This is a genomic window from Streptomyces sp. NPDC012508 (genome assembly GCF_042902595.1).
In the GTDB taxonomy this organism is placed as follows: Bacteria; Actinomycetota; Actinomycetes; order Streptomycetales; family Streptomycetaceae; genus Streptomyces.
Genome location: NZ_JBIBEO010000008.1, coordinates 282891 through 305834, shown reverse-complemented (window position 1 = coordinate 305834; position 22944 = coordinate 282891). Strand labels below are relative to the sequence as shown.

General features: G+C 72.9%; 12 protein-coding genes. 11 read left to right on the top strand and 1 reads right to left on the bottom strand.

All coding sequences use genetic code 11. The annotated features are described in order from the left end of the window. From ACFY8U_RS27225 to ACFY8U_RS27195, 7 genes are all read left to right on the top strand, one after another. A partial coding sequence (locus ACFY8U_RS27225; RefSeq protein ID WP_389574716.1) for an SDR family NAD(P)-dependent oxidoreductase occupies positions 1–2709 on the top strand: 2709 nt, incomplete at its 5' end. 90 nt (positions 2710–2799) lie between these two features. After that, complete coding sequence (locus tag ACFY8U_RS27220; protein ID WP_389574713.1) at positions 2800–10164, top strand: beta-ketoacyl synthase N-terminal-like domain-containing protein; 7365 nt, start codon at positions 2800–2802, stop codon at positions 10162–10164. Positions 10165–10189: 25 nt separating this feature from the next. Continuing rightward, a complete protein-coding gene (locus tag ACFY8U_RS27215; RefSeq protein WP_389574710.1) occupies positions 10190–11812 on the top strand; it encodes a PfaD family polyunsaturated fatty acid/polyketide biosynthesis protein in 1623 nt (540 codons plus the stop codon). After that, entirely contained in the window at positions 11809–13548 is a 1740-nt protein-coding gene (locus ACFY8U_RS27210; protein WP_389574707.1) for an acyl-CoA dehydrogenase family protein, read from the top strand. The genes ACFY8U_RS27215 and ACFY8U_RS27210 overlap by 4 nt, the downstream gene beginning before the upstream one ends. After that, positions 13548–15374 (top strand): acyl-CoA dehydrogenase family protein, encoded by a 1827-nt coding sequence (locus tag ACFY8U_RS27205; protein WP_389574704.1) that lies wholly within the window; start codon positions 13548–13550, stop codon positions 15372–15374. The genes ACFY8U_RS27210 and ACFY8U_RS27205 overlap by 1 nt, the downstream gene beginning before the upstream one ends. Further along, positions 15371–16393: a 4'-phosphopantetheinyl transferase family protein gene (locus tag ACFY8U_RS27200; RefSeq protein WP_389574701.1), complete on the top strand. Its 1023-nt coding sequence runs from the start codon at positions 15371–15373 to the stop codon at positions 16391–16393. Before ACFY8U_RS27205 ends, ACFY8U_RS27200 begins: the two co-directional genes overlap by 4 nt. A gap of 56 nt (positions 16394–16449) precedes the next feature. Further along, the gene (locus ACFY8U_RS27195) at positions 16450–17751 is read left to right on the top strand and encodes an NAD(P)/FAD-dependent oxidoreductase (protein WP_389574699.1); all 1302 of its coding nucleotides are present in this window, start codon (positions 16450–16452) and stop codon (positions 17749–17751) included. Positions 17752–17763: 12 nt separating this feature from the next. Here ACFY8U_RS27195 and ACFY8U_RS27190 read toward each other — a convergent pair whose 3' ends face one another. After that, on the bottom strand, positions 17764–18543 hold the full coding sequence (locus ACFY8U_RS27190) for a MerR family transcriptional regulator (RefSeq protein WP_389574696.1): 780 nt from the start codon (positions 18541–18543) through the stop codon (positions 17764–17766). Between the two features lie 82 nt (positions 18544–18625). On the opposite strand from ACFY8U_RS27190, the gene ACFY8U_RS27185 reads away from it, so the two are divergent. From ACFY8U_RS27185 to ACFY8U_RS27170, 4 genes are all read left to right on the top strand, one after another. Beyond that, a complete protein-coding gene (locus ACFY8U_RS27185) occupies positions 18626–19051 on the top strand; it encodes a DUF3291 domain-containing protein (RefSeq protein WP_389574693.1) in 426 nt (141 codons plus the stop codon). Between the two features lie 232 nt (positions 19052–19283). Next, positions 19284–20771 carry an MFS transporter gene (locus ACFY8U_RS27180; RefSeq protein WP_361607835.1) on the top strand — a complete coding sequence of 496 codons (1488 nt, stop codon included), beginning with the start codon at positions 19284–19286 and terminating at the stop codon, positions 20769–20771. A gap of 99 nt (positions 20772–20870) precedes the next feature. Beyond that, positions 20871–22154, top strand: coding sequence for a sensor histidine kinase (locus tag ACFY8U_RS27175; protein ID WP_389574690.1), 1284 nt, complete (start codon positions 20871–20873; stop codon positions 22152–22154). A 53-nt stretch (positions 22155–22207) separates the two neighbouring features. Beyond that, a complete protein-coding gene (locus ACFY8U_RS27170) occupies positions 22208–22879 on the top strand; it encodes a response regulator transcription factor (protein WP_361444022.1) in 672 nt (223 codons plus the stop codon). Positions 22880–22944 lie beyond the last annotated feature (65 nt).

The window sequence follows — 22944 nt, the reverse complement described above, 5'->3', positions numbered from 1 at the left end:
GGGACGGTGCGGTCGGTGTTGTTGGAGGTGGTGGCGCAGAAGACGGGTTATCCGGCGGAGATGCTGGAGCTCGACATGGGTGTGGAGTCGGATCTGGGGATTGATTCGATCAAGCGTGTCGAGATCATGGGGGTGATTCAGGAGCGGTTCGGTGTGGTGTCGTCGGCCGGTCCTGAGCAGCTCGCGGAGCTCCGTACCCTCGGCGACATCGTCGACTTCGTCGCCGGCCCGACCGGGAACACGGCGACCGAGGCCGCGCCTGCCGCGACTTCCGCGGACCCGGCTCCCACCGCCTCCCCCCAGGCGACCGAGGCCGTCTCGCCCATCGGCCGCGCGCACGCCGCCCTCGTCACCCTCCCCGCGGCCGATCCGCTGGTCGACGCCTCCTCCGCCGACCAGGGCGCCCTCGTCGTGGACGACGGTTCGGAGACGGCCGCGCGGATCGTCGAGCGGCTCACCGCCACCGGCCGCCCGGTACACGTCCTGCGGCTCCCCGGGGTCCCGGCGCGTCTGTCCGGTGTGCACGACCACCCCCTGACGGGCTGGGGCACCACCGAGCTGGCGGCCGGAGTCGAGGCCGTGTTCACCGCCCGGATCGGTCTCGTCGTCGACGTGACCGCCCGGACCGACAGCGACTGGAACGACGGGGTACGCCGGCTGGCGCACTCCCTCCTCCTCGCGCGGCACGTCGTCCGCCCGCTGACCGACATGGCCGCGCACGGCCGTGCCGCGTTCCTCGCCGTGACCCGGCTCGACGGGGCCTTCGGCCTCACCGGGGTCGCCGAGGAGGCCGCCCCCGCCGGTGGTGTCGCGGGGCTCGTGAAGACGCTGGCCCTGGAGGCGCCCGCGCTGTTCTGCCGCTCCGTGGACCTCGCGCCCGGCATCGACCCGGCCGACGCGGCCGCCCTGGTGCTCGACGAGGCCGCCGACTCGGCCGTGGAGCCCGTACAGGTCGGCCACGACAGCACCCGCCGGGTCGGGCTCGCGGTGGCCGGTGAGCCGCTGACGGCAGCCGACACCGACGCCGCGCCCCTCACCTCCGACGATCTGCTGGTCGTCACCGGAGGCGCCCGGGGCATCACGGCGGACTGCATCACCGAACTGGCCCGGCGTCACCGGCCGCGCCTCCTGCTCCTCGGCCGGACCCCGCTCGACGACGAACCCGCCTGGGCGCAGGGCCTGCCCGAGGAGAACCTGAAGGCGGCGGCGGCCGCGTCGCTGACCGCCGCGGGCGAGAAGCCGACCCCCCGACGCGTCGGTCAGCTCGCCGCGGCCGTCGCGGGCGCCCGGGAGATACGCGCGACCCTGGACGCGCTCCGGGCGGCCGGGAGCCGCGCCGAGTACCTGCCCGTGGACATCACGGACCAGGCCGCGACCGCGGCCGCACTCGCTCCGTACAAGGACGAGGTCACGGGCGTCGTGCACGGAGCCGGCGTCCTCGCCGACCAGATGATCGCGCAGAAGAAGGCCTCCGAGATCGAGCGGGTCTTCGCCCCCAAGCTGACCGGACTGCGCTCCGTCATGGCGGCCCTCGGCGGTACCGACCTGCGCCATGTGGTGCTCTTCTCCTCGGTCGCCGGATTCTTCGGCAACCAGGGGCAGTCGGACTACGCGATGGCCAACGAGGTCCTCAACGCCTGGGCCTCCTCCCGGCGGCGGGCGTTCCCGCGGACGCGGGTCACCTCGATCAACTGGGGTGCCTGGGACAGCGGGATGGTCTCCCCGCAGATCAGGAAGGTGTTCGAGGAGCGGGGCATCGCCCTGATCCCGGTCGCCGACGGCGCCCGGATGTTCGCCGACCAGTTCGCCCCCGAGCGGGCCGGTGACGTGGTGACCGTGCTCGGCCCGACCACCCCGCTGAGCTCCCGTGACCGCTCCGGCGCGACCGCGGGCGGCACGGTGACCCGGGGCCTGTCGGACCTCGCCGGTTCCTCGCTCGTCACCGACCACGTCATCGACGCGACGCCGGTCCTTCCCGCCGTCGTGGCGATGGGCTGGGCGCTCGGCGCGGTCGAGCACGCCGACGGGCGACGGGCCGTGCGGCTGCGCGACTTCGCCGTCCACCGGGGCATCGTCTTCGACGGAACCCAGCCCGCCGAGTGCCGGCTGGTGATGACCCCGGCCGAAGGCGACGGGAGCGGCGACGTCAAGGTCGCGGTCCAGTCGCTGGCCGACGGCACCGTACGACCGCACTACGCGGCCACGGTCGTCGCGGGCGCGCTCCCGCCGGCCGCGCCGGTGACGGGACTTCCCGCTCCGGGCACCGGCACCGAGGCCGCCGGGCTCTACACCGACGGCACGCTCTTCCACGGACCGGCACTGCGCGGTCTGCGCCGGATCCTCGCCGACGCCGAGTCCCGCCTGGTGCTGGAGTGCGAGGCCGTACGGACGGACACCGACAGCGGCTCGTCCGACTGGTTCGAGGCCGGCTCCGCGGACCTGCTGCTCCAGGCCGCGCTCGTCTGGGTGCGCCGGTTCCGCGGCACCGCCGGACTGCCGCTCGCGGTGGGCGGGGTCGAACTGTACGGCCCGCTGACGGCCGGTGAGGTGTTCTTCGTCGTGGTGGAGCCGGCGGATGCCGCGGGCCAGGGCGGCCCCGACTCCCGGCTGGACATCACCGCCTGCACCTCCGACGGACAGGTCAGGGCCAGGTTCACCGCCGTCTCCGTCGTCTCGGCCCCGCAGTTGGCGGCCAAGTTCACGGGCTGACGGTATCCGCACCGGAAGCAGTGAGCGGGCGGCGGCTTGCCGCCGCCCGCCCCACAGGATCTCCCGCTTGGGAAGGAACCTCACCCAGTTATGAGCAGATACGCGATCGTCGGCATCTCCTGCCTGTTCCCCGGAGCGCGAACGCCCGAAGAGTTCCGGCAGAACCTCCGCGGTGGCACGGACAGCCGTCGGGAAGGAGGCGCAGAGGTCTTCGGGGCCGAACCGGACGAGCGTGACCTCGACCCCCGGCACCGCATCGTGTCCCGCCGGGGCGGGTTCATCACCGGCTTCGAGTTCGACCCCACCGGCTACCGCATCGACCCCGACCGGCTCGCCGGCCTCGACCGGCTCTTCCACTGGTCGCTGTACGCCGCCAGAGAGGCCCTGCGGGACTGCGGCGCCGCCGACCGGCCCGAACTGCTCGCCAGGACCGGCCTGGTCATGGGCAATTACTCGTTCCCCACCACGACATCGGCGAAGGTGAGCGTCCCCCTCGCGCAGGAGGCCGTCCTCGCCGGACTGCGCCGCTCCGGCGCGCCCGAACTCGACTCCCTGCCCGGCGTGGTCCCGCTCGTCGACCGCGCCGCGATCGTGCCCGAGAACCTCCGGGTCAGCGGCTCGCCCGCCGCCGTCGCCGCGGGGGCCCTCGGACTCGGCGGCCCCCGCTACTGCCTGGACGCGGCCTGCTCCTCGGCGCTCTACGCGCTCAGCCTCGCCTGCGGCCACCTCGACTCCGGCCAGGCGGACCTGGTGCTCGCCGGGGCGGTCTGCGCGCCCGACCCGACCCTGATCCACCTCTCCTTCTCCGATCTGCACGCCTACCCGGAGGACGGCTTCAGCCAGCCCTTCGACGACCGCTCCGGCGGGATCGTGACCGGTCAGGGCGCGGGCATGGTCGCCGTCAAGCGGCTCGAGGACGCCGTTCGCGACAACGACCGTGTGTACGCCGTGGTCGACGGCATCGGCCTCTCCAACGACGGTGCCGGACGGCACCCGTTGGTCCCCCGCAAGAGCGGACAGCTGGACGCCCTCGCCCGCGCCTACGCGGACGCCGGCGTGGACCCCGCGACCGTCGACTACCTGGAGTGCCACGCCACCGGCACCCCCGTCGGGGACACCACGGAGGCGGAGTCGGTCGCCGAGTTCTTCGGCGCCCACGGTGACGTACCCCTGCTCGGGTCGGTCAAGGGCAACATCGGCCATCTGCTGACCGTCGGCGGTCTGAGCAGTCTCCTCAAGGTCGTCCTGGCCATGGAGGACGGCGTGATCCCGCCGACCATCGGGGTGGACCGGCCGGTCACCTCGCCCGACGAGAAGGTCGGCGCCGCGACGCTCGTCCGCACCGCCCGCCGCTGGCCGGAGACCCCAGGACCCCGCCGCGCCGCCGTCTCCGCCTTCGGATTCGGCGGTACGAACGCACACGTGGTGCTCTCGTCGGCGCAGGACGTCCGGGAGAACCAGGACCGGGAGGCCCCCGCCCCGGACACAGCGCCTGACACCGCGCCCGGCGCCCGTGAGCGGTCCTCGGGTCTGCCCGCACTCGATGTCATCGGCCTCGGCGCGCACTTCGGGTCGCTCGACTCGCTGGACGCCTTCGAGCAGGCCGTGTACGAGGGCGGGCACGACCTGCGGCCGCTGCCCGAGCGGCGCTGGCGGGGTCTCGACCGTACCGACGGCGGCACGCTCGAAGCGGCCGGGCTCACCGGGCCGCCCCACGGGGCCTTCGTCGACGGCGTCGAGGTCGACCCCGCCGACCTGCGCGTCCCACCCGCCGATCTGCGCATCTACAACCCGCAGCACGCCCTCATGACCAGGGTCGCCGACGAGGCGCTGCGCGACGCCGGGTACCGGCTCGACTCCGGCAGCCGCGACACCCCGGGCGCCCGCCGCATCGCGGTCGTCGTCGTCACCGAGATCGAGCCGTACTCGCACGCCAGGCTGAGCCGGTACGGACTCGGGTCCTTCCTGCGCGGCGAGCTCGACAAGGCGGGGGTGCAGCTGACCGAGGAGCAGCGGGCCGCCCTCAACGAGGTCGCCCGGGACGCCGTCGTCGACCCCATCGGGGCCAACGAGGTGCTCAGCTACATCGGCAACGTGATGGCCGGCCGGATCTCCTCCCGCTGGAACCTCACCGGCCCCTCGTTCACGCTCTCCGCGGAGGGCGCCGGCACCGCGGAGGCGCTGGACGTCGCCCGGCTGCTGCTGCTCGACCCGGACCTGGAAGCCGTACTGATCGGCGGCGTCGACATGGCGGGGGCGGCCGAGAACCTGCTCGTCCAGCCCGCTCCCGACACCGAGCCGGGTCTCACCTTCAACGAGGGCGCGCGCGGCCGCAGGACCGGCGAGGGCGCAGGCGCCCTGGTCGTCACCCGCCCCGACGCGGCGCCCGGCCGGGTGCACGCCCGGATCGACGCGGTGGCCGTGCGCTACGCGAACGCCGCCGACGGCTCGCCGACCCCCGTCTCCGGCCCCGCGCTCGCCGAGGCCGCGCGGGCGGCGCTCGACGCCGCCGGGATCGCCGCCTCCGAGGTGGACTATCTGGAGGCCCACGCGGGCGGTACGGAGTCCGCCGACCGGACCGAGATCTCCGCCCTCGCCGAGGTGTACCCGGCGGGCGGCGCGACCGTCATCGGCAGCGTCAAGGCGCAGATCGGCGACGCCGGCTGCGCGGCCGGGATCGCCGCCCTGATCAAGGCGGTCGTGTGCCTGCGGCACGCCTATCTGCCCGGCACCAGGGGCTGGCGCCGCCCCGCCGACGACCTCGCCGAGGCCTTCGCCGCCTCCGCCTTCCAGGTGCCGGAGACCTCCTTCCCCTGGCTCCGGGAGCGCCCGGACGCCCGTCGGCACGCGAGCGTCAGCATGCTCGGCGCGAGCGGCTCGCACGCCCATCTGGTCCTCTCGTCCGTGCCGTCCGCCGACCGGCCCCGGCCCACGGCCGACTGGGCGCGGGCCCGGGGCCCGCTCCTGCTGCCCCTCGGAGCCGACACCGTCGACGCCCTGGTGGCCGAGGTCAGCCGCCATGGCGCCCTCCTCGCGGACGGAGCCGACCCGTCCGCGCTCGCGCGCGAGGCCGCACGCGGTCTCGACGGACGGCGGCTGCGCGTCGTCCTCGTCGGCCGCGACCGGGAGGCGCTGGTCCGTCAGACGGAGCTCGCGGCACGGGACCTGCCCGTGGCGCACGCGGCCGGAACGGACTGGAACACCCCCGCGGGATCGTTCTTCACCCCGCGCCCGATCGGTCCCGAAGGGCGGGTGGCCCTGGTCTACCCCGGGGCGTTCAACACCTACCCGGGCCTCGGCCGGGGCCTGTTCAGGACCTTCCCGGGCCTGCTCGACAGCTACGAGCGGCAGGCCGCGGAGCCCGCCCGCATGCTGCGCTCGGCCCAGCTCTACCCCCGTGGCATCGAGACGCCGGACCGGCGCGAGATGATGCGGAGGGAGGAGCGTCTCGCCGACGACATCCCCTTCATGCTCGCCACCGGGACCAGCTTCGCGATCCTCTACACCGAGCTGATCCGCGAGATCCTCGGGATCACCGCGCACGGCGGCTTCGGCTACTGCCTCGGCGAGGCGAGCATGCTCTTCGCCACCGGCGGGTGGGACGCCGGCAGCCGCTCCGACGCGCTGATCACCGAAAGCCCGGTCTTCCAGGACCGGCTGTGCGGGCCCCGGCGCACCGTACGCGAGCTGTGGAAGCTGCCCCCGGAGACGCCCGACAGCGACGTGTGGTCCACCCATGTGCTGCTCTCGCCCGCCGAGCCGGTCACCGAGGCACTCACGCGCTACGACCGGGTCCACATCACCCACATCAACACCCCGAACGAGCTGGTGATCGGCGGAGACCCCGAGCAGTGCCGGGCGCTCATCCGCGAACTGGGCTGCCCCGCCGCCCGCTCGCCCGCCAACGTGGTCATGCACTGCCCGGTCGTGGACACCGAGTTCGACGGCCTGGCCCGGCTGAACGACTACCCGACGGGCTCCTTCGGCGCCCTGGAGCTCCTCAGCGCCTACGACTACGAGGTGCTGCCCGCCGAGCGGCTCGCCGACTCCCCGCAGCGCATCGCGCAGACCCTGCGCTCCACGATCGACTTCCCGCGCCTGATACGAGGGGCGTACGACCGCGGCTACCGCTACTTCATCGAGGCGGGCCCGGGCGCCACCTGCACCCGCTGGATCCGCGACACGCTGGGGGACGCGCCGCACGTGGCCGCCTGCGTCGACCGCCGGGGCGCGAGCCCCGCCACCAGCCTCGCCCACCTGGCGGCCCGGCTCGTCGGACACGGTCTGCCGGTCGACCTCACGGTGCTGTGGGGCGACGAACCGGAGGCCACCCAGGGCGTACCCGCGCCGTCCGCCCGCCGCCTTCCGGCGGTACGCGTCGGCGGTGGCGAGCCGATCCCGGACCGCGTCGCCCGTGAGGCCGCCAGGACCCTGACCGCCGTACGGTCCCGCCCCGCCGCCATCGACCCGCCCGCTCCGCCGGAGGTGCCCGCCGTCATGTCCGCCGCCCCGCCTGCCGCCATGCCCGCCGACCCCACGCTGGAGTCGCCGGAGGCCATCACGTTCGACGGCGGCCCGGTCACCGCCGTCACCTGGGCAGGCGCCGCACCCGCGACCCCGGCACCGGCGAGCTCCGCCGCCTCGGGAGCCGTACCGACGTACGTCCCGGCGCAGAACCCGGTTCCGGCCGCGGCCCCCGCTCCGGTGGCCGCACCCGTGGCCGCGGCCTCCGCCGGCACGCCCGCCGCCGACCTGGTGCGCGACCTGCGCCGGGAGATCGTCGCCGCGCACGGTGTCGTGATGGAGACCCACCGGGTCCTCCAGGCGGCCACGCTGGACCGTACCGCCGCCCTTCTGGACACCCACGCTCCCGCCGCCGCGCCGATCCCGGCATCGCCCGCGCCGGTCGCCCCCGCCCTGCCCGCCGTCCCGTCGCCCGCGCCGCTGCCGCCGGCCCCCGTGCGCGCAGCCGCGCCCGCCCCGGTCCAGGTCGCGCCCGCGGTGTCCGTCGCCCCTGCCTCGGCCCCGGCCCCGGCCCCCGCCCCCGAGCCCCGTGACCGCGTCGGTGTCGTCTTCGACGAGGCGGACCTGCTGGAGTTCGCGACCGGTTCGGTGGCGAAGGCCTTCGGCCGCCCCGAGTTCGCCGAGATCGACGCGTTCCGGGCCCGCGTGCGGCTGCCCGCGCCTCCGTACCACTTCGTCACCCGCGTCACCGCGCTCGACGCCCGCCCCGGCGTCCTCGAACCGGCCCGGATCACCACCGAGTACGACGTCCCCGAGGACGCCTGGTACGCCGTCGACGGCGGTGTCCCGCCGGCGGTGACCGTCGAGGCCGGCCAGTGCGACCTCCTGCTCGTCAGCTTCCTCGGCATCGACTTCCGCAACAAGGGCGACCGTGTCTACCGACTGCTCGACAGCTCGCTGATCTTCCACGGCGGCCTGCCCCGCACCGGGCAGACGCTCCGTTACGACATCTCCATCGACCGCTTCGTCCACCAGGGCGACACCACGGTCTTCTTCTTCAGCTACCTCTGTTACGCCGACGGCGAGCTGATCCTCGAACTCAAGGACGGCTGCGCCGGATTCTTCAGCCAGGCCGAGCTCGACACCCCGCTCGGCATCGTCATGACCGACGCGGAGCGGGCCCGCCGTGCCGCGCTGCCCCGGGGCACCTTCAAGCCGCTCGCCCGCGCCCGCAAGGACCGGCTCGACGCCGCCGACCTGGAACTGCTCGCCCAGGGCCGCCCCGGGGACGTCTTCGGCCCCGACCATGCCCAGGACCCGGGCCTCAACCCGGCGCTGCGCCTTCCCGGCTCGATGCTCCGCATGATCGACGAGGTCACCGTGGACCGCTCCGGCGGACCGCGCGGCCTCGGGAAGATCGGCGCCGTCAAGCACCTGGAGCCGGACGCCTGGTACTTCACCTGCCACTTCCCGGACGACCCGGTGCTCGCCGGCTCGCTGATCGCGGAGGGGGCCGTCCAGCTCCTCCAGGTGTATCTGCTGCACCAGGGCATGCACCTGACGCTCCCCGACGCCCGGTTCCAGACGGTCACCGACCGTCAGATCGACGTCAAGGTGCGCGGCCAGGTCACCCCGCGCGACCGTGAGATCCGCTACGAGCTGGAGATCACCGAGCTGACCCTGCTGCCCCGGCCCACCGTGGTGGCCGACGTCCTCGTGTACCTCGGCGACAAGCCGGTCGTACGGATGGAGAACCTCGGTCTGCAGATCGTGGAGAAGCCGGGCACGCCCTACCGCCCCGAGACCGGCGGCGTCCCGGCCTTCCTCGGCCGCCGCAACCGCTCCGGCGAACCGGCCATGATCAACGAACTGCACCTGGCGCACGCCGCCCAGGGCCTCCTCGACATGGCGATGGGCCCCGAGTTCGAGATCTACCGCGAGAGCCGCGCCCCGTACATCCCGAACGGCGACTTCCAGTTCGTCGACCGGGTGATGTCCCTGACCGGCACCCGCGGTGACCTGAGCCCCGGCTCCGAGATGGTGACGGAGTACGACTCCCCGGACGACGCCTGGTACTACCGGGAGAACTCCTCGCCGTACATGCCGAACTGCGTGTACATGGAGTCCTCCCTCCAGGCGGCGATCTTCCTCGGCTACTACCTGGGCGCGACCCTCAGCCGCCCCGAGGAGCAGTACCGCATCCGGAACCTCGACGGCCGGGCCACCCTCGTCCGCGACATCGACCTGCGCGGCCGGACGATCCGCCACCACTCCAAACTGCTGAGCACGAGCGTCGTCGCGGGGGCCGTGCTGCAGAACTTCAGCTACGAACTGAGCGCCGACGGCGAGGTCTTCTACACCGGCGAGTCGCTCTTCGGGTACTTCAGCGACGCGGCCCTCGCCCACCAGGTGGGCCTCGACGGCGGCACGTACCGGGAGCCCTGGATCGCGACCGAGCGGCCCGCGGCCGAGCGGGTGCGCAGGATCGAACTCCCCGACGACGCGCCCGCGTTCACCGACGCCTCGGGCGGCGCACTGCGCCTGCCCGCCGGCCGCTTCCACCTCGTGGACCGTATCGACCTGGTCGAGGACGGCGGCCGGCACGGCGCCGGATACCTCCACGGCCACCGGAGCATCCGCCCCGACGAGTGGTACTTCGACCGGCACTTCCACCGCGACCCCGTGATGCCGGGCTCGCTCGGCGTCGAGGCCGTGCTCCAGGCCATGCGCCTCTTCGTGCAGGAGCGGAACCTCGCCGACGGCATGACACGGCCCCGCTTCGCCATGGCCACCGGTGTCGAGATGGCGTGGAAGTACCGCGGTCAGATCCTGCGTGAGGACGACGAGCTCTTCTTCGACGTGCACATCAAGGAGGTGCGCAGGGAGGCCGGCCGGCTGCTCGTGATCGCCGACGCCGATCTCTGGAAGACGCGCCTGCGCATCTACGAACTCACCGACGTGGCTATCGAAGTCCGTCCGGAAACGGACTGACCGCATGGACAGCCGAGGAGCCGAATTGTCCACGAGTACCGCACAACAGACCGTCCGCTGGTACGGGGAGGGGTATCCGAGTCCCGATCCCGCAGGCATCCACCAGGCCCTCGGCCGGCTGGAGCAGCCCTGCTACATCGTGTCGGGGCCGCAGGGCATCGGCGCCGTCGCCGGGGGCTCCGCGGTCGCAGGCGGTGACGGCCCGGCCGTACTGGCGGTCGCCCCCGCCCTGTCGCCGCAGCGGCTCGGCTCGGCCGAGTTCCGCGCCGCGCACGGTGTGCGGTACGCCTACATGGCCGGGGCGATGGCCGGCGGCATCGCCTCCGTCGAGCTGGTCGCCGCGCTGGCCCGGCAGGGGTTCCTGGCCTCCTTCGGGGCCGCGGGCCTGCTGCCCGACGCCATCGCGAAGGCGCTGGCCCGCTTCCGCGAGGAGATCCCCGGCCTGCCGTACGCCGTCAACCTGATCCACAGCCCCAGCGAGCAGCGTCTGGAGCGCGACGCCGTCCAGCTCTTCCTGGACCACGGGGTGCGCTGCGTGGAGGCGTCCGCCTACCTGGACCTGACCCCGCACCTGGTCCGCTACCGGCTGGCAGGACTGCGGACCGACCCGTCGGGACGCGTGGTGGCGGAGAACCGGGTCATCGCCAAGATCTCCCGGGGCGAGACCGCCGAGCGTTTCATGCGCCCGGCCCCGGCCGCCCTCGTGGAGAGCCTCCTCGCGGACGGTCTCATCACCGCCGAGCAGGCCCGTCTCGCCCATCTCGTCGCGCTCGCCGACGACATCACGGCGGAGGCCGACTCCGGCGGCCACACCGACCGCCGGCCCCTCCCGGCCCTTCTCCCGGTCATCCTGCGCATCCGCGACACCATCCAGCGGGAGTACCGCTACGCCCGGCCCATCAGGGTCGGCGCGGCCGGCGGTCTCGGCACCCCGGTGGCCGTCGCCGGAGCCTTCGCCATGGGCGCCGCCTATGTCGTCACGGGCTCCGTGAACCAGTCGTGCGTGGAGTCCGGTACGTCCAAGGCGGCCCGTGAGGTCCTGGCCCAGGCCGACATCGCCGACTGCGTGATGGCCCCGGCCGCCGACATGTTCGAGATGGGCGTGGAGCTCCAGGTGCTGCGCCGGGGCTCGATGTTTCCCATGCGCGCCGCGCAGCTGTACCGGCTCTACCAGATGTACGACGGCATCGAGGCGCTGCCCGAGGTGGAGCGCCGGCGCCTGGAGACCCAGATCTTCCAGCGCCCGCTGGAGGACGTCTGGCAGGAGTGTGTCGCGTACTTCAGCAGCCGCGACCCCGACCAGCTGAGCCGGGCCGCCGACAACCCCAAGCGGCGGATGGCCCTGGTCTTCCGCTGGTACCTCGGAATGTCCTCGCGCTGGGCCGTCATGGGCCAGGCCGAACGCAGTGCCGACTTCCAGATCTGGTGCGGCCCCGCGATGGGCAGCTTCAACTCCTGGGTGGCCGGCAGTTATCTCAACACCCCCGGGAACAGGACGGTCGCCGACGTGGCCCATCATCTTGTGCGCGGCGCCGCGTACCACACCAGGACGGCCCAGCTGAGGGCGGCGGGGCTGACCCTGCCGTCCACCGCCGAGTACGTGCCCGTGCCCCTGGACACGGCGGGTCCGACGGGGGTGGCCTCATGAGCGGCCTGACACCCGAGGCGGTCGAGGAGCTCCTCGGCGACCCCACCGACCCCGGGAACCCGTACGGGTTCGCCGCAGCCGTGGCCAGGGACGAGGAGGACGCCGCCCCCGACGACCTCTGCCGCAAGCTGGTCTCGGCCGGCTTCCATCTGAACTACCTGCCCGAGGCGTGGGGCGGCGAGTTCCGCTCCTTCGACCGGAGCCTCACGCTGGTGCGGGCCGCCGCCCGCCGCGATGTGAACGTGATGCCGGGCACGATGTTCGGCATCATCGCCGCCACCTGCCTGCAGCTCCACGGCAACGAGGAGCAGCGGAGCAGGGCCGCGGAGATCCTCACGAGCGGCGGCACGGTCGCGTTCGCGCTGACCGAGGCCGAGCACGGCAGCGACATCCTCGCCAACGAGGTCCGCCTCGCGCCCGACGGGACCCTGCACGGCGAGAAGTGGATGGTCGGCAACGGCCTGGGCTGCGACGCCGTCTACGTGGTCGCCCGTACCGGAGAGCGGGGACCGGGCGCCTTCACCGCGTTCCTCCTCGACCTGGACCCGGAGCGGGGCGGCGAGGGCACCGGCCTGGAGCGGCTCCCGGCCGCCCGGACCAACGGCATGCGCGGCATCGACACCGCACGGCTCCGCTTCACCGGCCTCCCCGTCCCGGAGAGCGCCCAGGTCGGCCGGGCCGGCGAGGGCCTGGAGATGGCCGTCCGCGCCCAGCAGGCGGTCCGGGTCATGAGCATGGCGGGCAGCCTCGGCTGCGTGGACACGGCGGTGCGCCTCACGCTCGACTTCGCCGCCGGGCACCGGGTCGCCGGCACCCCGGTCCTGCGGACCCCGTACGCCCGCAGGGAGCTCGCGGCCACCGCCGCGGCGCTCATCGCCGCCGACGCGACGGCCCTGGCCGCCGCCCGGGGCGTGCACGCCGTCCCCGGCGCTTTCAGCGTCTGGGCGCTCGCCGCCAAGCACGTGGTGGCCGAGACCGCCGACGCCCTGCTGCGCCGCTGCGCCCGACTCCTCGCCACCCGTTCCGTCCTGCGCGAAGGCCCGCCCGGCGCCGGTCTGTTCCAGAAGCTCCAGCGGGACAGCGCCGTCATCCGTGTCATCGACTCCGGGCCGATGGCCAACCTCCGTTCGTACGCGGGTCAGTTGCCGGGCCTGCTCGACGGGACCCGCACGGCTCCGGCCGGACTCCTCGACGGTGCCTTCCGGCTGGACGAGGAGCCGCCGCCGTACGACCCGGCCGGGCTCGACCTCGTCGTCCGTGGAGCCGATCCGGTGTTCGCCGAACTTCCCGCTTCGGTACGAGAGTTCACGGGTACCCCGGAGGCGGCGTCCGACCCGTTCACCGGGTCGTGCGTCGCCCGGCTCGCCGACGCCGTCGACGGGCTGCCCGCCCTGGCCGCCGCGGCCCGCGTTCGCGGCGCCGACCCGAACGCCCTGGTGGACCTCGCCGAACGCCACGCATGGCTGCACGGTGCCGCGGCCTGCCTCCACCTGTGGCGCCACAACCGCCACCTCTCGCTCTACGGGACCCCGCCGGGCTCCACCGGCTGGCTCGGCGCGGCCCTCGCCCATCTGCTCGCCCAGGCCGACGGCGCCGGCGTCCTGCGCCACGCCGAGGGTCTGTACCCCGCCCTGGACGCCGTCGAGGCGCTCCGGGAGGGGAACCGGATGCTGACCGCCCTGCCGGTCCGGCTCGCTCCCACCACCGCACACCCGATACCGATGGAGGACGACTGATGTCCCAGGCCGAGTTGATCGAGCTCGCCGAGCGGCTCGAAACCTATCTGGGCGATCCGCACGACCCCGCGAGCCGGATGTCCTTCGCGACCGTGCTCGACCACGACGAGCGCGACGCCTTCCCGTACGCCTTGATCGGCATGCTGCGCCGCTGGGGGTTCCTCGACTACGGCCTGCCGGCCGAGCAGGGCGGCAAGGCGGGCAGTCCCGAGACCGGGTTCGTCCTCATGCGGCTCGTCGCCCGCCGCGACGGCGCGACGGCCATCGCCGCCGGGCTCTCACAGGCGGCCTTCGCGCCGGTGTGGATCGGCGGCACCCACGAGCAGAAGTGCCGCCAGATCGAGGACATCCACAAGGGTGTCTCACTCGCCTGGGGGCTCTCCGAGGCCGCCCACGGCAGCGACCTTCTCGGTAACGAGGTCGTCGCCGAGAAGGTGCCCGGAGGCTACCGGCTCACCGGCGAGAAGTGGCCCATCGGCAACGCCACCTTCGCGGACCGGATGGTCGTCTTCGCCCGCACCGGAACCCGTCGCGGCCCCGGCGACTTCTCCATCCTCGTCGTCGACAAGTGGACCGCCGAGGCCGAGACCGTCCGCGAGACGCCCCTGCTCAAACTCCACGGCGTCCGCCCCCTGGACCTCAGCGGGCTGCGCTTCGACGGCGTCTTCGTCCCCGACGACCTCCTCATCGGCGCCGAGGGCCAGGGCCTCGAGATCGCCCTCAAGACCAGCCAGACCGCCCGCCTCGTCATCCTCAGTCTGGCCCTGTCCAGCGTGGACACCTCGCTGCGCACGGCTCTGGAGTTCGCCCAGGGCCGGGTGCTCTTCGACCGCCCGATCGTCGAGGTCCCGTACACCGGCACGCAGCTGGCGGAGTCCTTCGCCGACCTCATGGCGGCCGACGCCATGTGCCTGGGCGCCGTCCGCAGCGTCCAGGCCTCCCCGAACCAGGTCAGCGTCTGGTCCTCCGCTGCCAAGTACCTGGTGCCGACTCTCCTCGAAGGGGCTCTATCCCGGCTCAACGTGGTGCTCGGCGCCCGGGTGTTCCTCCGCGAGGACCCCCGCTACGGCATGCACCAGAAGATGCTCCGCGACATCCTCGTGACCAACATGGCCGACGGGAACACCGTCGTGAACCTGCGCAACATCGGACACGAGCTGGACTCGCTCCTGAAGAAGGCCCGCACCGCCCGCCCGGAGGAGCGGGAAGAGGCCGCCGGCCGGGCCGCCGTGCTCTTCGACATGGACGCGGAACTCGGGCCGTACCGGCCGTGGGAGCAGGAACTGTCCAGCCGGGGCCGCGACGACGCGATCCTGGCGGCGGCCGACGGCCTGGAGCGGCTGCGCGCCCTCGCGGACGAAGCGGGCGACAAGGACAAGGACCGGCTGCTGCTCGCCGCGGACATCGCCGGCGAACTCCTCGGCAGGCTCGGCCCGCTGGAGGAGCGCGCCACCGCGCTGCGGCAGGAGCTCGGCCGCGGCTACGCCCAGTCGGCCGAACTCTTCGAGCTGGCCAAGGAGTACTGCGTCGTCCATGCGGCGAGCGCCTCGGTGCTCACGTACGTCCACTCGCAGGGCTGCATGGCCGAGCCCCTGCCGAGTGCCGCGGTGCTTCTGCTCCAACTGGAGCGGCTGCGCAAGCAGTTCCACCCGTACGAGCCCTACCGCGACCCGTCCGCCGTCGACGAGGTTCTCGCCGTCCTCACCCGGCTGCACGACGAGAACCGCCTCCTGTCGCACTGGCCGATCACCCTGGCCGGAGCGGCAGAGGACGCGGAACAGGAGCGGCAGCCGGAGTCCCCGGCCCCGGAGGGGAGCCCCGCGTGACCCAAGGCCCGGACGGGGCCGTCCCGGCGGACGGGCCCGTGACGGACCTGTGGACCCTCTCCGAGCGGCTCGTGCCGGACCTCGCGGCCCGCGCCGGCGGCGAGACGGCGGTCCTGACCCCGGACGAGCGTGCCCGCCACGCACGGCAGCGCTCGCCCGGGGCGCGCCGCCGCTTCCTCGGCGGCCGGCTGCTCCGCCGGCTCGCGCTCAGCGCCCGCACCGGACTGCCGCCGGAGACCTGGCGCTTCACCGAGGGCGTCCACGGGCGCCCGGAGCTCGTCCCCGGCCACCACGGCCTGCGCTTCAACGTGTCGCACACCGACGGCCTGATCGCCTGCGTCGTCACCGAGGGGTACGCGTCCGGCGTGGACGTGGAGCGGATCCCGTTCGACGACGAGACGGTCCGGCTGCTGACCACCCAGTTCGACGAGGCTCAGCGGGCCGTCGTCGCGGACGCCCCGGACCCGGCCGCCGCCCTCCAGGAGATGTGGGTGCTCAGCGAGGCCTACCTCAAGGGACTCGGCATCGGCCTTGTACAGGGCCTGGGGGAGTTGCGGTTCACCCGGCGCCCCGGCTCCACCGAGGTGACCGTCGCCGACGGCCGCCGCCCCGACGCGTGCCGCCGCTGGCGGCTCGACCTGACCGGTCACGGCACCGGTCATCTGCTCGCCGTGGCGGTCGACGACGGGGGAGCGGGCCGGCTGCGCCGCCACGACCTCGTCGACCCCGCCGACCTCGCCCGCCCGGCCGGTCCGCCGTCCGGCCCGCCGCCGAGCGATCTGTGGCCGTCGTCCGGCCCGTGGCCGTCGTCCGGCCCGCGGCCTTCGGCCGGTCCGTGGCCGCCGGCCGACGTGTTGCCTTCGGTCGGCCCGTGGCCTCCGGTCGGTCCGTGGCCTCCGGTCGGTCCGTGGCCTCCGGCCGGTCCGTGGCCGTCGACCGATCTGTGGCCGTCGTCCGGCCCGTGGCCTTCGGCCGGTCCGTGGCCTTCGGCCGGCCACCGCGCCGCGCTCTCCCCCTGACCCTCCGAGCCGTCTTCCGTCAGCCCCGCCCCTCTTGTGATCTGGAAGGACCCACCATGCCCGAGAACGACTCCGCGCGCGTCGCCGTCATCGGCGCCGGCCCCGCCGGAATCTCCGCCGCCTACCGCCTGCGCGACCGCGCCCGGATCACCGTCTACGAGCGCGAGCCCCGGCCCGGCGGCCACGCCAACACGGTGGAGGTCGAGGAGGACGGCCGTGTCATCGGTCTCGACACGGCGTTCATCGTGTTCAACCCGCGGTTCTACCCGCGCCTGTGCGCCTTCTTCGGCGAGCTGGGCGTGGAGGCCGTGCCCCACCCGGGCGGCTTCGAGTTCTTCGACCTCGACAGCGGCCTGGAGTTCGGCACCGAGGAGATGGAGCTGGACGAGGCCTCGATCGAGGCGCGCTACGCCGCCGCGTACCCGGAGTTCCCCGATGTCTGGCGGGAGGTGCGGCGCTTCCACGCGGAGAGCCGCCGGGACTTCTCCCGGGGCCGCGCCGACATGTCGCTGGGGGAGTACCTGGACCGCAACGGCTACAGCACCGCGTTCCGTCACTCGTACCTGATCATGCTCTGCTCCGCGGTCTGGTCGGTCCCGGCCGAGCTGATCTGGGAGATGCCCGCCGCCACCGTCATCGCCTTCTTCGTCGGGCACGACGAGGGCGGCCTCGGCGGTCGCCGGGTCGACTGGCGGACCGTGGGCGGCGGCTCCATCTCGTACGTCCGCAAGGCCCTCGCCGCGATCGGCCCCGACCTGCGGATCTCGGAGCCGGCGATCCGGGTGCGGCAGGAGGAGGACGGTGTCATCGTCACCACGGCGAAGGGTGCCGCCTCGTTCGACTACGTGGTCCTCGCCACCCACGCCGACGAGGCGTTCGCGCTCCTGGAGAACCCGACCGACGCGCAGCGGGCGGCCGTCGAGGGCGTGCGCTACAGCGCGTCGCGCGTGGTGCTGCACCGGGACGCCTCGCTGATGCCCAGTGACCACGAGCGGTGGGGGGCCTGGAACTACGGCAAGAAGACGGTCGACGGGGAGACCCGTTGCTTCGTCACGTACTACCTCAACCGGCTGCAGGACTTCACCGCGAGCCAGGACTACTTCGTCACCCTCGACCCGCCGCGTCCGCCGGCCGAGGACCTCGTCATCGCCTCGTTCGACTACACCCACCCGGTGATCGACATGGCGCTGCGCGAGCGGCAGTCCGTCATCCACGCAGCGAACGAGGGCGCGCGCGTGAAGCTGTGCGGGTCCTACTTCCACTCCAAGGAGCTGGGCCCCGACCTGATCGGCTCGCACGAGGCGGCCTTCTCGGCCGGGGCGGAGGCGGCGGCCAGGATCCTGGACGAACTGTCCTGACGGCCCGTCGGGTCAGTCCCCCTGCGGCTTCCCTTTCGGCTTTCCCCTCGGTGCGCTCCGCGGAGTGCCGCCGCGCGCCGCCGGCGCCTTGCGCGCCTCCTTCGCCTCGTCGGCCCCGTCCCTCTCGTCAGCACCGCCCGCCTCGTCGGCGTGGCCGCTGAACACGCGGGCGGACTTGTCCTCCTGGGCGAGCCGGCGGAGCGCGAGGAGCGCCGGCTCCAGGAGAACCGACACCAGCACGGCACGTTCGGCCTGCTCCAGCAGACCGACCGTGCCGTGCATCTGTTTGATGTCCAACTCGGAGGTTCGGTCGGCCAGTTCGGCGTACGGCAGTAGGGTCTGCCAGTCGATGTCGGAGCCGAGGCCGCTCAGCGCGTCCAGCACCTCGCCGAGCGTATGGATGGCGGCCGTGTGGTTCGCGACGTCCCACCCCATCTCGGAGACGAGTCTGCGCGCGTCCACGACTCCCTCGGTCTCCCGCTCCGCCGCCTCCGCCTCCTGCTCCTGCTTCTTCTTCAGGGCGGCCGGGCGGGCCTCGGTCACGATCCCGAGGATCTGGTGCAGGTCGCCCTCCTCCGTGATGGCGCCCAGGATCTCGCGGACCGAGTTGACCGGCAGCTTGCGCACCCCGATCAGCACGCGGATCAACCGGAGCCGGTGGAGGTGGTCCTCGCCGTAGGAAGCCTGGTTGGCCGCAGTAGCGCGCCCGGGGGGAAGCAGTCCGTCGCGCAGGTAGTACTTGATCGCGGGGATGGAGACCCCGCTGCGACGGCTGAGTTCCGAAATCTTCATCGTGCTCCCACTCACTGGATAACGGATGGCGCTACTGTCTATTATTGTAGTCGTTGGCCTCTTCAGGAAGGTGGGCGCCGTCATGCCGACTCTCGGCTGGATCACCCCGAACCCTGCACCGCCCCGCACGAACGCGTACGTCATGGCTTCCCGCTTCGAGGTGAAGAGCCTGGCCGATGTTCCGACGTTCCTCCTCAAGTCGCTGAGCTCCTGGAGCCAGGTCAAGACCGCTCCCGGGGCCTTCGGTGCCTCGCTGATCGCGCAGCCCCTCAAGCGGACGTTCTGGACGCTGTCCGCCTGGGAGGACCGCAACGCCCTGTACGCCTACGCCAAGTCCGACCCGCACGGTGCGGCGATGCGTGCCATGGCGCCCAAGATGAAGTCGTCGACCTTCATCTTCTGGGAGGTGGAGACCGCGTCACTGCCGATCGACTGGGACGACGCCAAGCGCCGCCTCGCCGAGAAGGCGCGCCAGGACGCCGCACGCGGCGGCGGCCACCGGGCCTGACGGCCGGGCCGCCGCCCCCTGTCCGGCCGGACTCGCCGCCCCCTTGTCCGGCCGGGGGCTCACCACCCCCGGAGTCCCCGGCCCTCCCTCCCCCCACCCCGAGCCGCGCTCCGCCGGGACGCTGTTCGTCCCCCGTCGGTGCTCCCGGCGGAGCGCGCCCCACTGTTCGCCCTTTCTTCGTTCGACCCCCTGCGTGTTCGATCCCGGTGTCCGCCGGATGGAGGCATTTGTCATGAGCACAATCAGAAGCGGCGAGGGTGGCGGGACGGCCCGGCCCCCCGCCCCCGACGCACGGCAGGGCCGGTTCCCCCTGTGGGTGACGATCCTCGCGTGCAGCCTGCCCATGTTCATGGTGGCGCTGGACAACCTCGTCGTGTCCACGGCGCTGCGCTCCATGGCCGAGGACCTCCAGGCCTCCACCACGGACCTGCAGTGGTTCGTCAACGCGTACGTGCTCAGCTTCGCCTGTCTGCTGCTGACCGGCGCGGCCCTGGGGGACCGGTTCGGCCGGCGCCGGGTCTTCGTCCTCGGCATCGCCCTCTTCACCCTCGCGTCCATCGGCTGCGGCCTCGCCGACAGCAGCGGTCAGCTCATCCTGATGCGCGCGCTCCAGGGTCTCGGCGCCGCGGCCGTCATGCCGCTCTCCCTGACCCTGCTCGCCGAGGCAGTGCCCGACCGGAAGCGCAACCTCGCCCTCGGCCTGTGGTCGGCCGTCAGCGGGATGGCCGTGGCCCTCGGCCCGGTCGTCGGCGGCGCGGTCGTGGACGGACTCGACTGGCAGTGGATCTTCTGGATCAACGTCCCGGTCTGTGTCGTCGCCATTCCGCTGGTCTTCGCCGTCCTCGGCGAGAGCTCCGTGCCCGCGTCCCGGCTCGACCTGCCCGGCATGTTCCTCGTGACGGCCGGACTCGTCTCCGTCGTCTGGGCGATCGTCAACGGCGAGTCGGAGGGCTGGAGTTCCGGCCTCATCATCACGGCCTTCGCGGCCGGCGCCGTCCTGCTGGTCCTCTTCGTCCTCTGGGAGCGACGCGCCCGGCAGCCCCTGCTGCCGCTGTCCTTCTACCGCAAGCGGGCCTTCGTCTTCTCCAACCTGGTCTCCGCCAGCATGTACTTCGGCGTTTTCGGGTCAATCTTCCTGCTGGCCCAGTTCTTCCAGATGGCGCCCGTCCGGACCCCTCTGGAGGCCGGCGTCCTCACCCTGGCCTGGACCCTGATGCCGATGTTCGTGGCACCGGTGGCCGGCGCGCTGACCGACCGTCTGGGCGGCGGCCGCCTGATGGCAGCGGGCCTCCTCCTCCAGGGAATCGGCCTCGCCTGGATCGACCTGGTCGCCACCTCGGACACCCCGTACTCCCGCATGGTGGGCGCCATGATCGTCGCAGGTATCGGCATGGGTCTCGTCTTCGCCCCGACCGCCGCGGTCGTGCTGGCCTCGGTGGGACCGCAGAACCGTGGCAAGGCGTCCGGGGCCAACAACACCGTCCGCGAGATCGGCGGCGCCCTCGGCACCGCCATCCTCAGCAGTGTCTTCATCCACTACGGGAGCGACCGCACCGCCGAGGAATTCGTCGACGGCATGCGCCCCGCGATCTGGATCGGCGTCGCCGTCGTCCTGCTGGGAGCGCTCTGCGCCCTCGCCATCCCACGGCATGTCGCCACACCCTCCGGTGAGGAGGACGACCCCGTCGCCGAACGAGAGCGCACCTCGGTAACTCCCTGAAATTTCAGCCGCCGTTCCCACTGGGAACGGCGGTTCGGTGCTGGAATCCCTGCGGGATCTGTGGACCGTGACCATGAGCCAGAGGAAAGAGGACCTGTGATGGGTATGTGGGCGGAACACCGCGACAGAGCCGCACGGAACGGCTTCATCCAGGTCATGGCATTGCTGGGCGCGAGTTTCGTCGCCTGGGAGGTGATCGTCTACAGCGCCGTGGGAGGTCGCGCCGGGTTAGGCCCCTCGGGCCTCGTCCTCCTCCTCGTGGTCGCGCAACTGGCCCTCCAGGCCTGTGTCATCGTGGCGCGGCCCATGGAGCGCGGCGTCGGCCCGACCCGGGGGGCGCTCCTCGCCCTCGCTGCCCAGTTCGCCATCGTGCTGCTGGCCACCGAACTCGTCCACGAGGCCTGCGGCATCCTGGCGGGCACCCTCTCCGGCTCCCTGCCGCTCATTCTCCGCGCCCGCTACGCCTGGCCGCTCTTCGGCCTCGTCATCGCCCTGGTGTCGATGCTCTGCACCAGGGCGTCCGAATCGCTGCCCCAGGCGCTGCCGCACCTGCTGCTCATGGCCGGCGCCATCGTCGTGGTCGGCCTCATGTCGTACACCCTCACCCAGGCCGTCCTGCTCATCCACCGCACCCGCTGCTCCCGCCACAGCATCGCCAAGGCCGTCGTCGAGAGCGAGCAGAACCGCCTCGCGCGCGACCTGCACGATCTCCTCGGGCACACCTTCTCGGCGGTCGCGATGCGCGCCGAACTGGTGAACCGTACCTTCAAGGTCTGCCCCGAACGGGCGGCCACCGAGGCCGAGGAGCTCGTACGGACCTCCCGGCAGGCCATGGCCGAGTTCCGGATGGCGGTACGCGGATACCAGGGTGTGTCCCTCGCGTGCGAGGTGCCGACGGCGGCCTCCCTGCTGCGCGCCATGAACATCCGGGTCACCCTTCGCATCGACGCGCTGCCCGAGGGGGACGACGCCTCCCTCGCCCTCGCGGCCGTCCTGCGCGAATCCGTCACCAACGTGCTGCGCCACAGCAAGGCGACGCACTGCACGATCGCGCTGACGGGCGGGCCCAGGTCCGTACGCCTGGAGGTCTCCAACGACGGGGCCTCCGTGTCCGTCTCCCGGCTCGTCGGCACCGCTCCGGACACCAGCGGCGCCGGGCTGGACAATCTCGGCCAGCGGGTCAGCGCGCTCGGCGGCTCCTTCCACAGCGAGATCCGTCCCGGCGGCGTCTTCCGGGTGGTGGCCGAGGTCCCTGCCCCGGCGGTGCCCGCCCCGCACAGCTGCGCCGTCGGCGCGCCCGCCGTTCACGCCCCTGCCACCCGCGGTTCCGACATCCGTCGATGGGCGGCACGGATCGCGGTTCCCGTCGCCGCCGGAAAGTGATCCCGCGGGGCCCACCGCACCGACCCGCGCCGTTCACGCCATGACGCACACGAATGTGCGAAACTCGCCCCCTGGTATGGCCGGGTCGGGGACATCGCGGGGGTGTGTGCGTGATACGTGTGCTCTTGGCAGAGGACGTACAGATGGTGCGAGAGGCCTTGGCCTCTCTCCTCGAACTGGAGGACGACGTTCAGGTCGTCGGGGAGGTCGGCAACGGGGAGGACCTCCTTGCCGTCGCCGAGAAGACCCAGCCCGACATCGCGATCCTGGACGTCAACATGCCCGGTCTCGACGGGCTCACCGGAGCGGAGCGGCTGCGCGAGCAGCTCTCCGGCTGCCGGATCCTCGTCCTGACCGTGCTCGACGCGCCGAACGTCGTACGCCGCGCGCAGGACATCCGCGTGGACGGATACATGGTCAAGAACGCTCCGGCCGAGCAGCTCGTCCTGGCCGTCCGACGGGTCATGGCCGGCGAGCGGGTGATCACCCCGGAGCTGGCCCTCGCGGCCTGGGAGGGAGAACCGAGCCCCCTCACCGCCCGCGAGGCCGATGTCCTCCGACTGGTCGCCGCCGGTGCGGAATCGGCCGAGATCGCCGAGCTGCTCCATCTGTCGCCCGGCACCGTTCGTAACTACATCACGGCCGTCGTCGCCAAGCTGGACGCGCGTAACCGCACCGACGCCGTGCGCATCGCCCGCGACGCGGGGTGGCTCCTCAACAGCTGAAACCGGACGCCCCGAGAGCCCCCGCCCCACCGGAGAAACGGCCGGAAGGCGCGCGCGACCGGGGC

What these genes read in the sequence shown, in the direction of transcription:
- ACFY8U_RS27220 (WP_389574713.1), top strand. Translation starts at nt 2,800, where the DNA reads ATGAGCAGATACGCGATCGTCGGCATCTCCTGCCTGTTCCCCGGAGCG.
- ACFY8U_RS27210 (WP_389574707.1), top strand. Translation starts at nt 11,809, where the DNA reads ATGAGCGGCCTGACACCCGAGGCGGTCGAGGAGCTCCTCGGCGACCCC.
- ACFY8U_RS27205 (WP_389574704.1), top strand. Translation starts at nt 13,548, where the DNA reads ATGTCCCAGGCCGAGTTGATCGAGCTCGCCGAGCGGCTCGAAACCTAT.
- ACFY8U_RS27195 (WP_389574699.1), top strand. Translation starts at nt 16,450, where the DNA reads ATGCCCGAGAACGACTCCGCGCGCGTCGCCGTCATCGGCGCCGGCCCC.
- ACFY8U_RS27190 (WP_389574696.1), bottom strand. Translation starts at nt 18,543, where the DNA reads ATGAAGATTTCGGAACTCAGCCGTCGCAGCGGGGTCTCCATCCCCGCG.
- ACFY8U_RS27185 (WP_389574693.1), top strand. Translation starts at nt 18,626, where the DNA reads ATGCCGACTCTCGGCTGGATCACCCCGAACCCTGCACCGCCCCGCACG.
- ACFY8U_RS27180 (WP_361607835.1), top strand. Translation starts at nt 19,284, where the DNA reads ATGAGCACAATCAGAAGCGGCGAGGGTGGCGGGACGGCCCGGCCCCCC.
- ACFY8U_RS27175 (WP_389574690.1), top strand. Translation starts at nt 20,871, where the DNA reads ATGGGTATGTGGGCGGAACACCGCGACAGAGCCGCACGGAACGGCTTC.
- ACFY8U_RS27170 (WP_361444022.1), top strand. Translation starts at nt 22,208, where the DNA reads ATGTGCGAAACTCGCCCCCTGGTATGGCCGGGTCGGGGACATCGCGGG.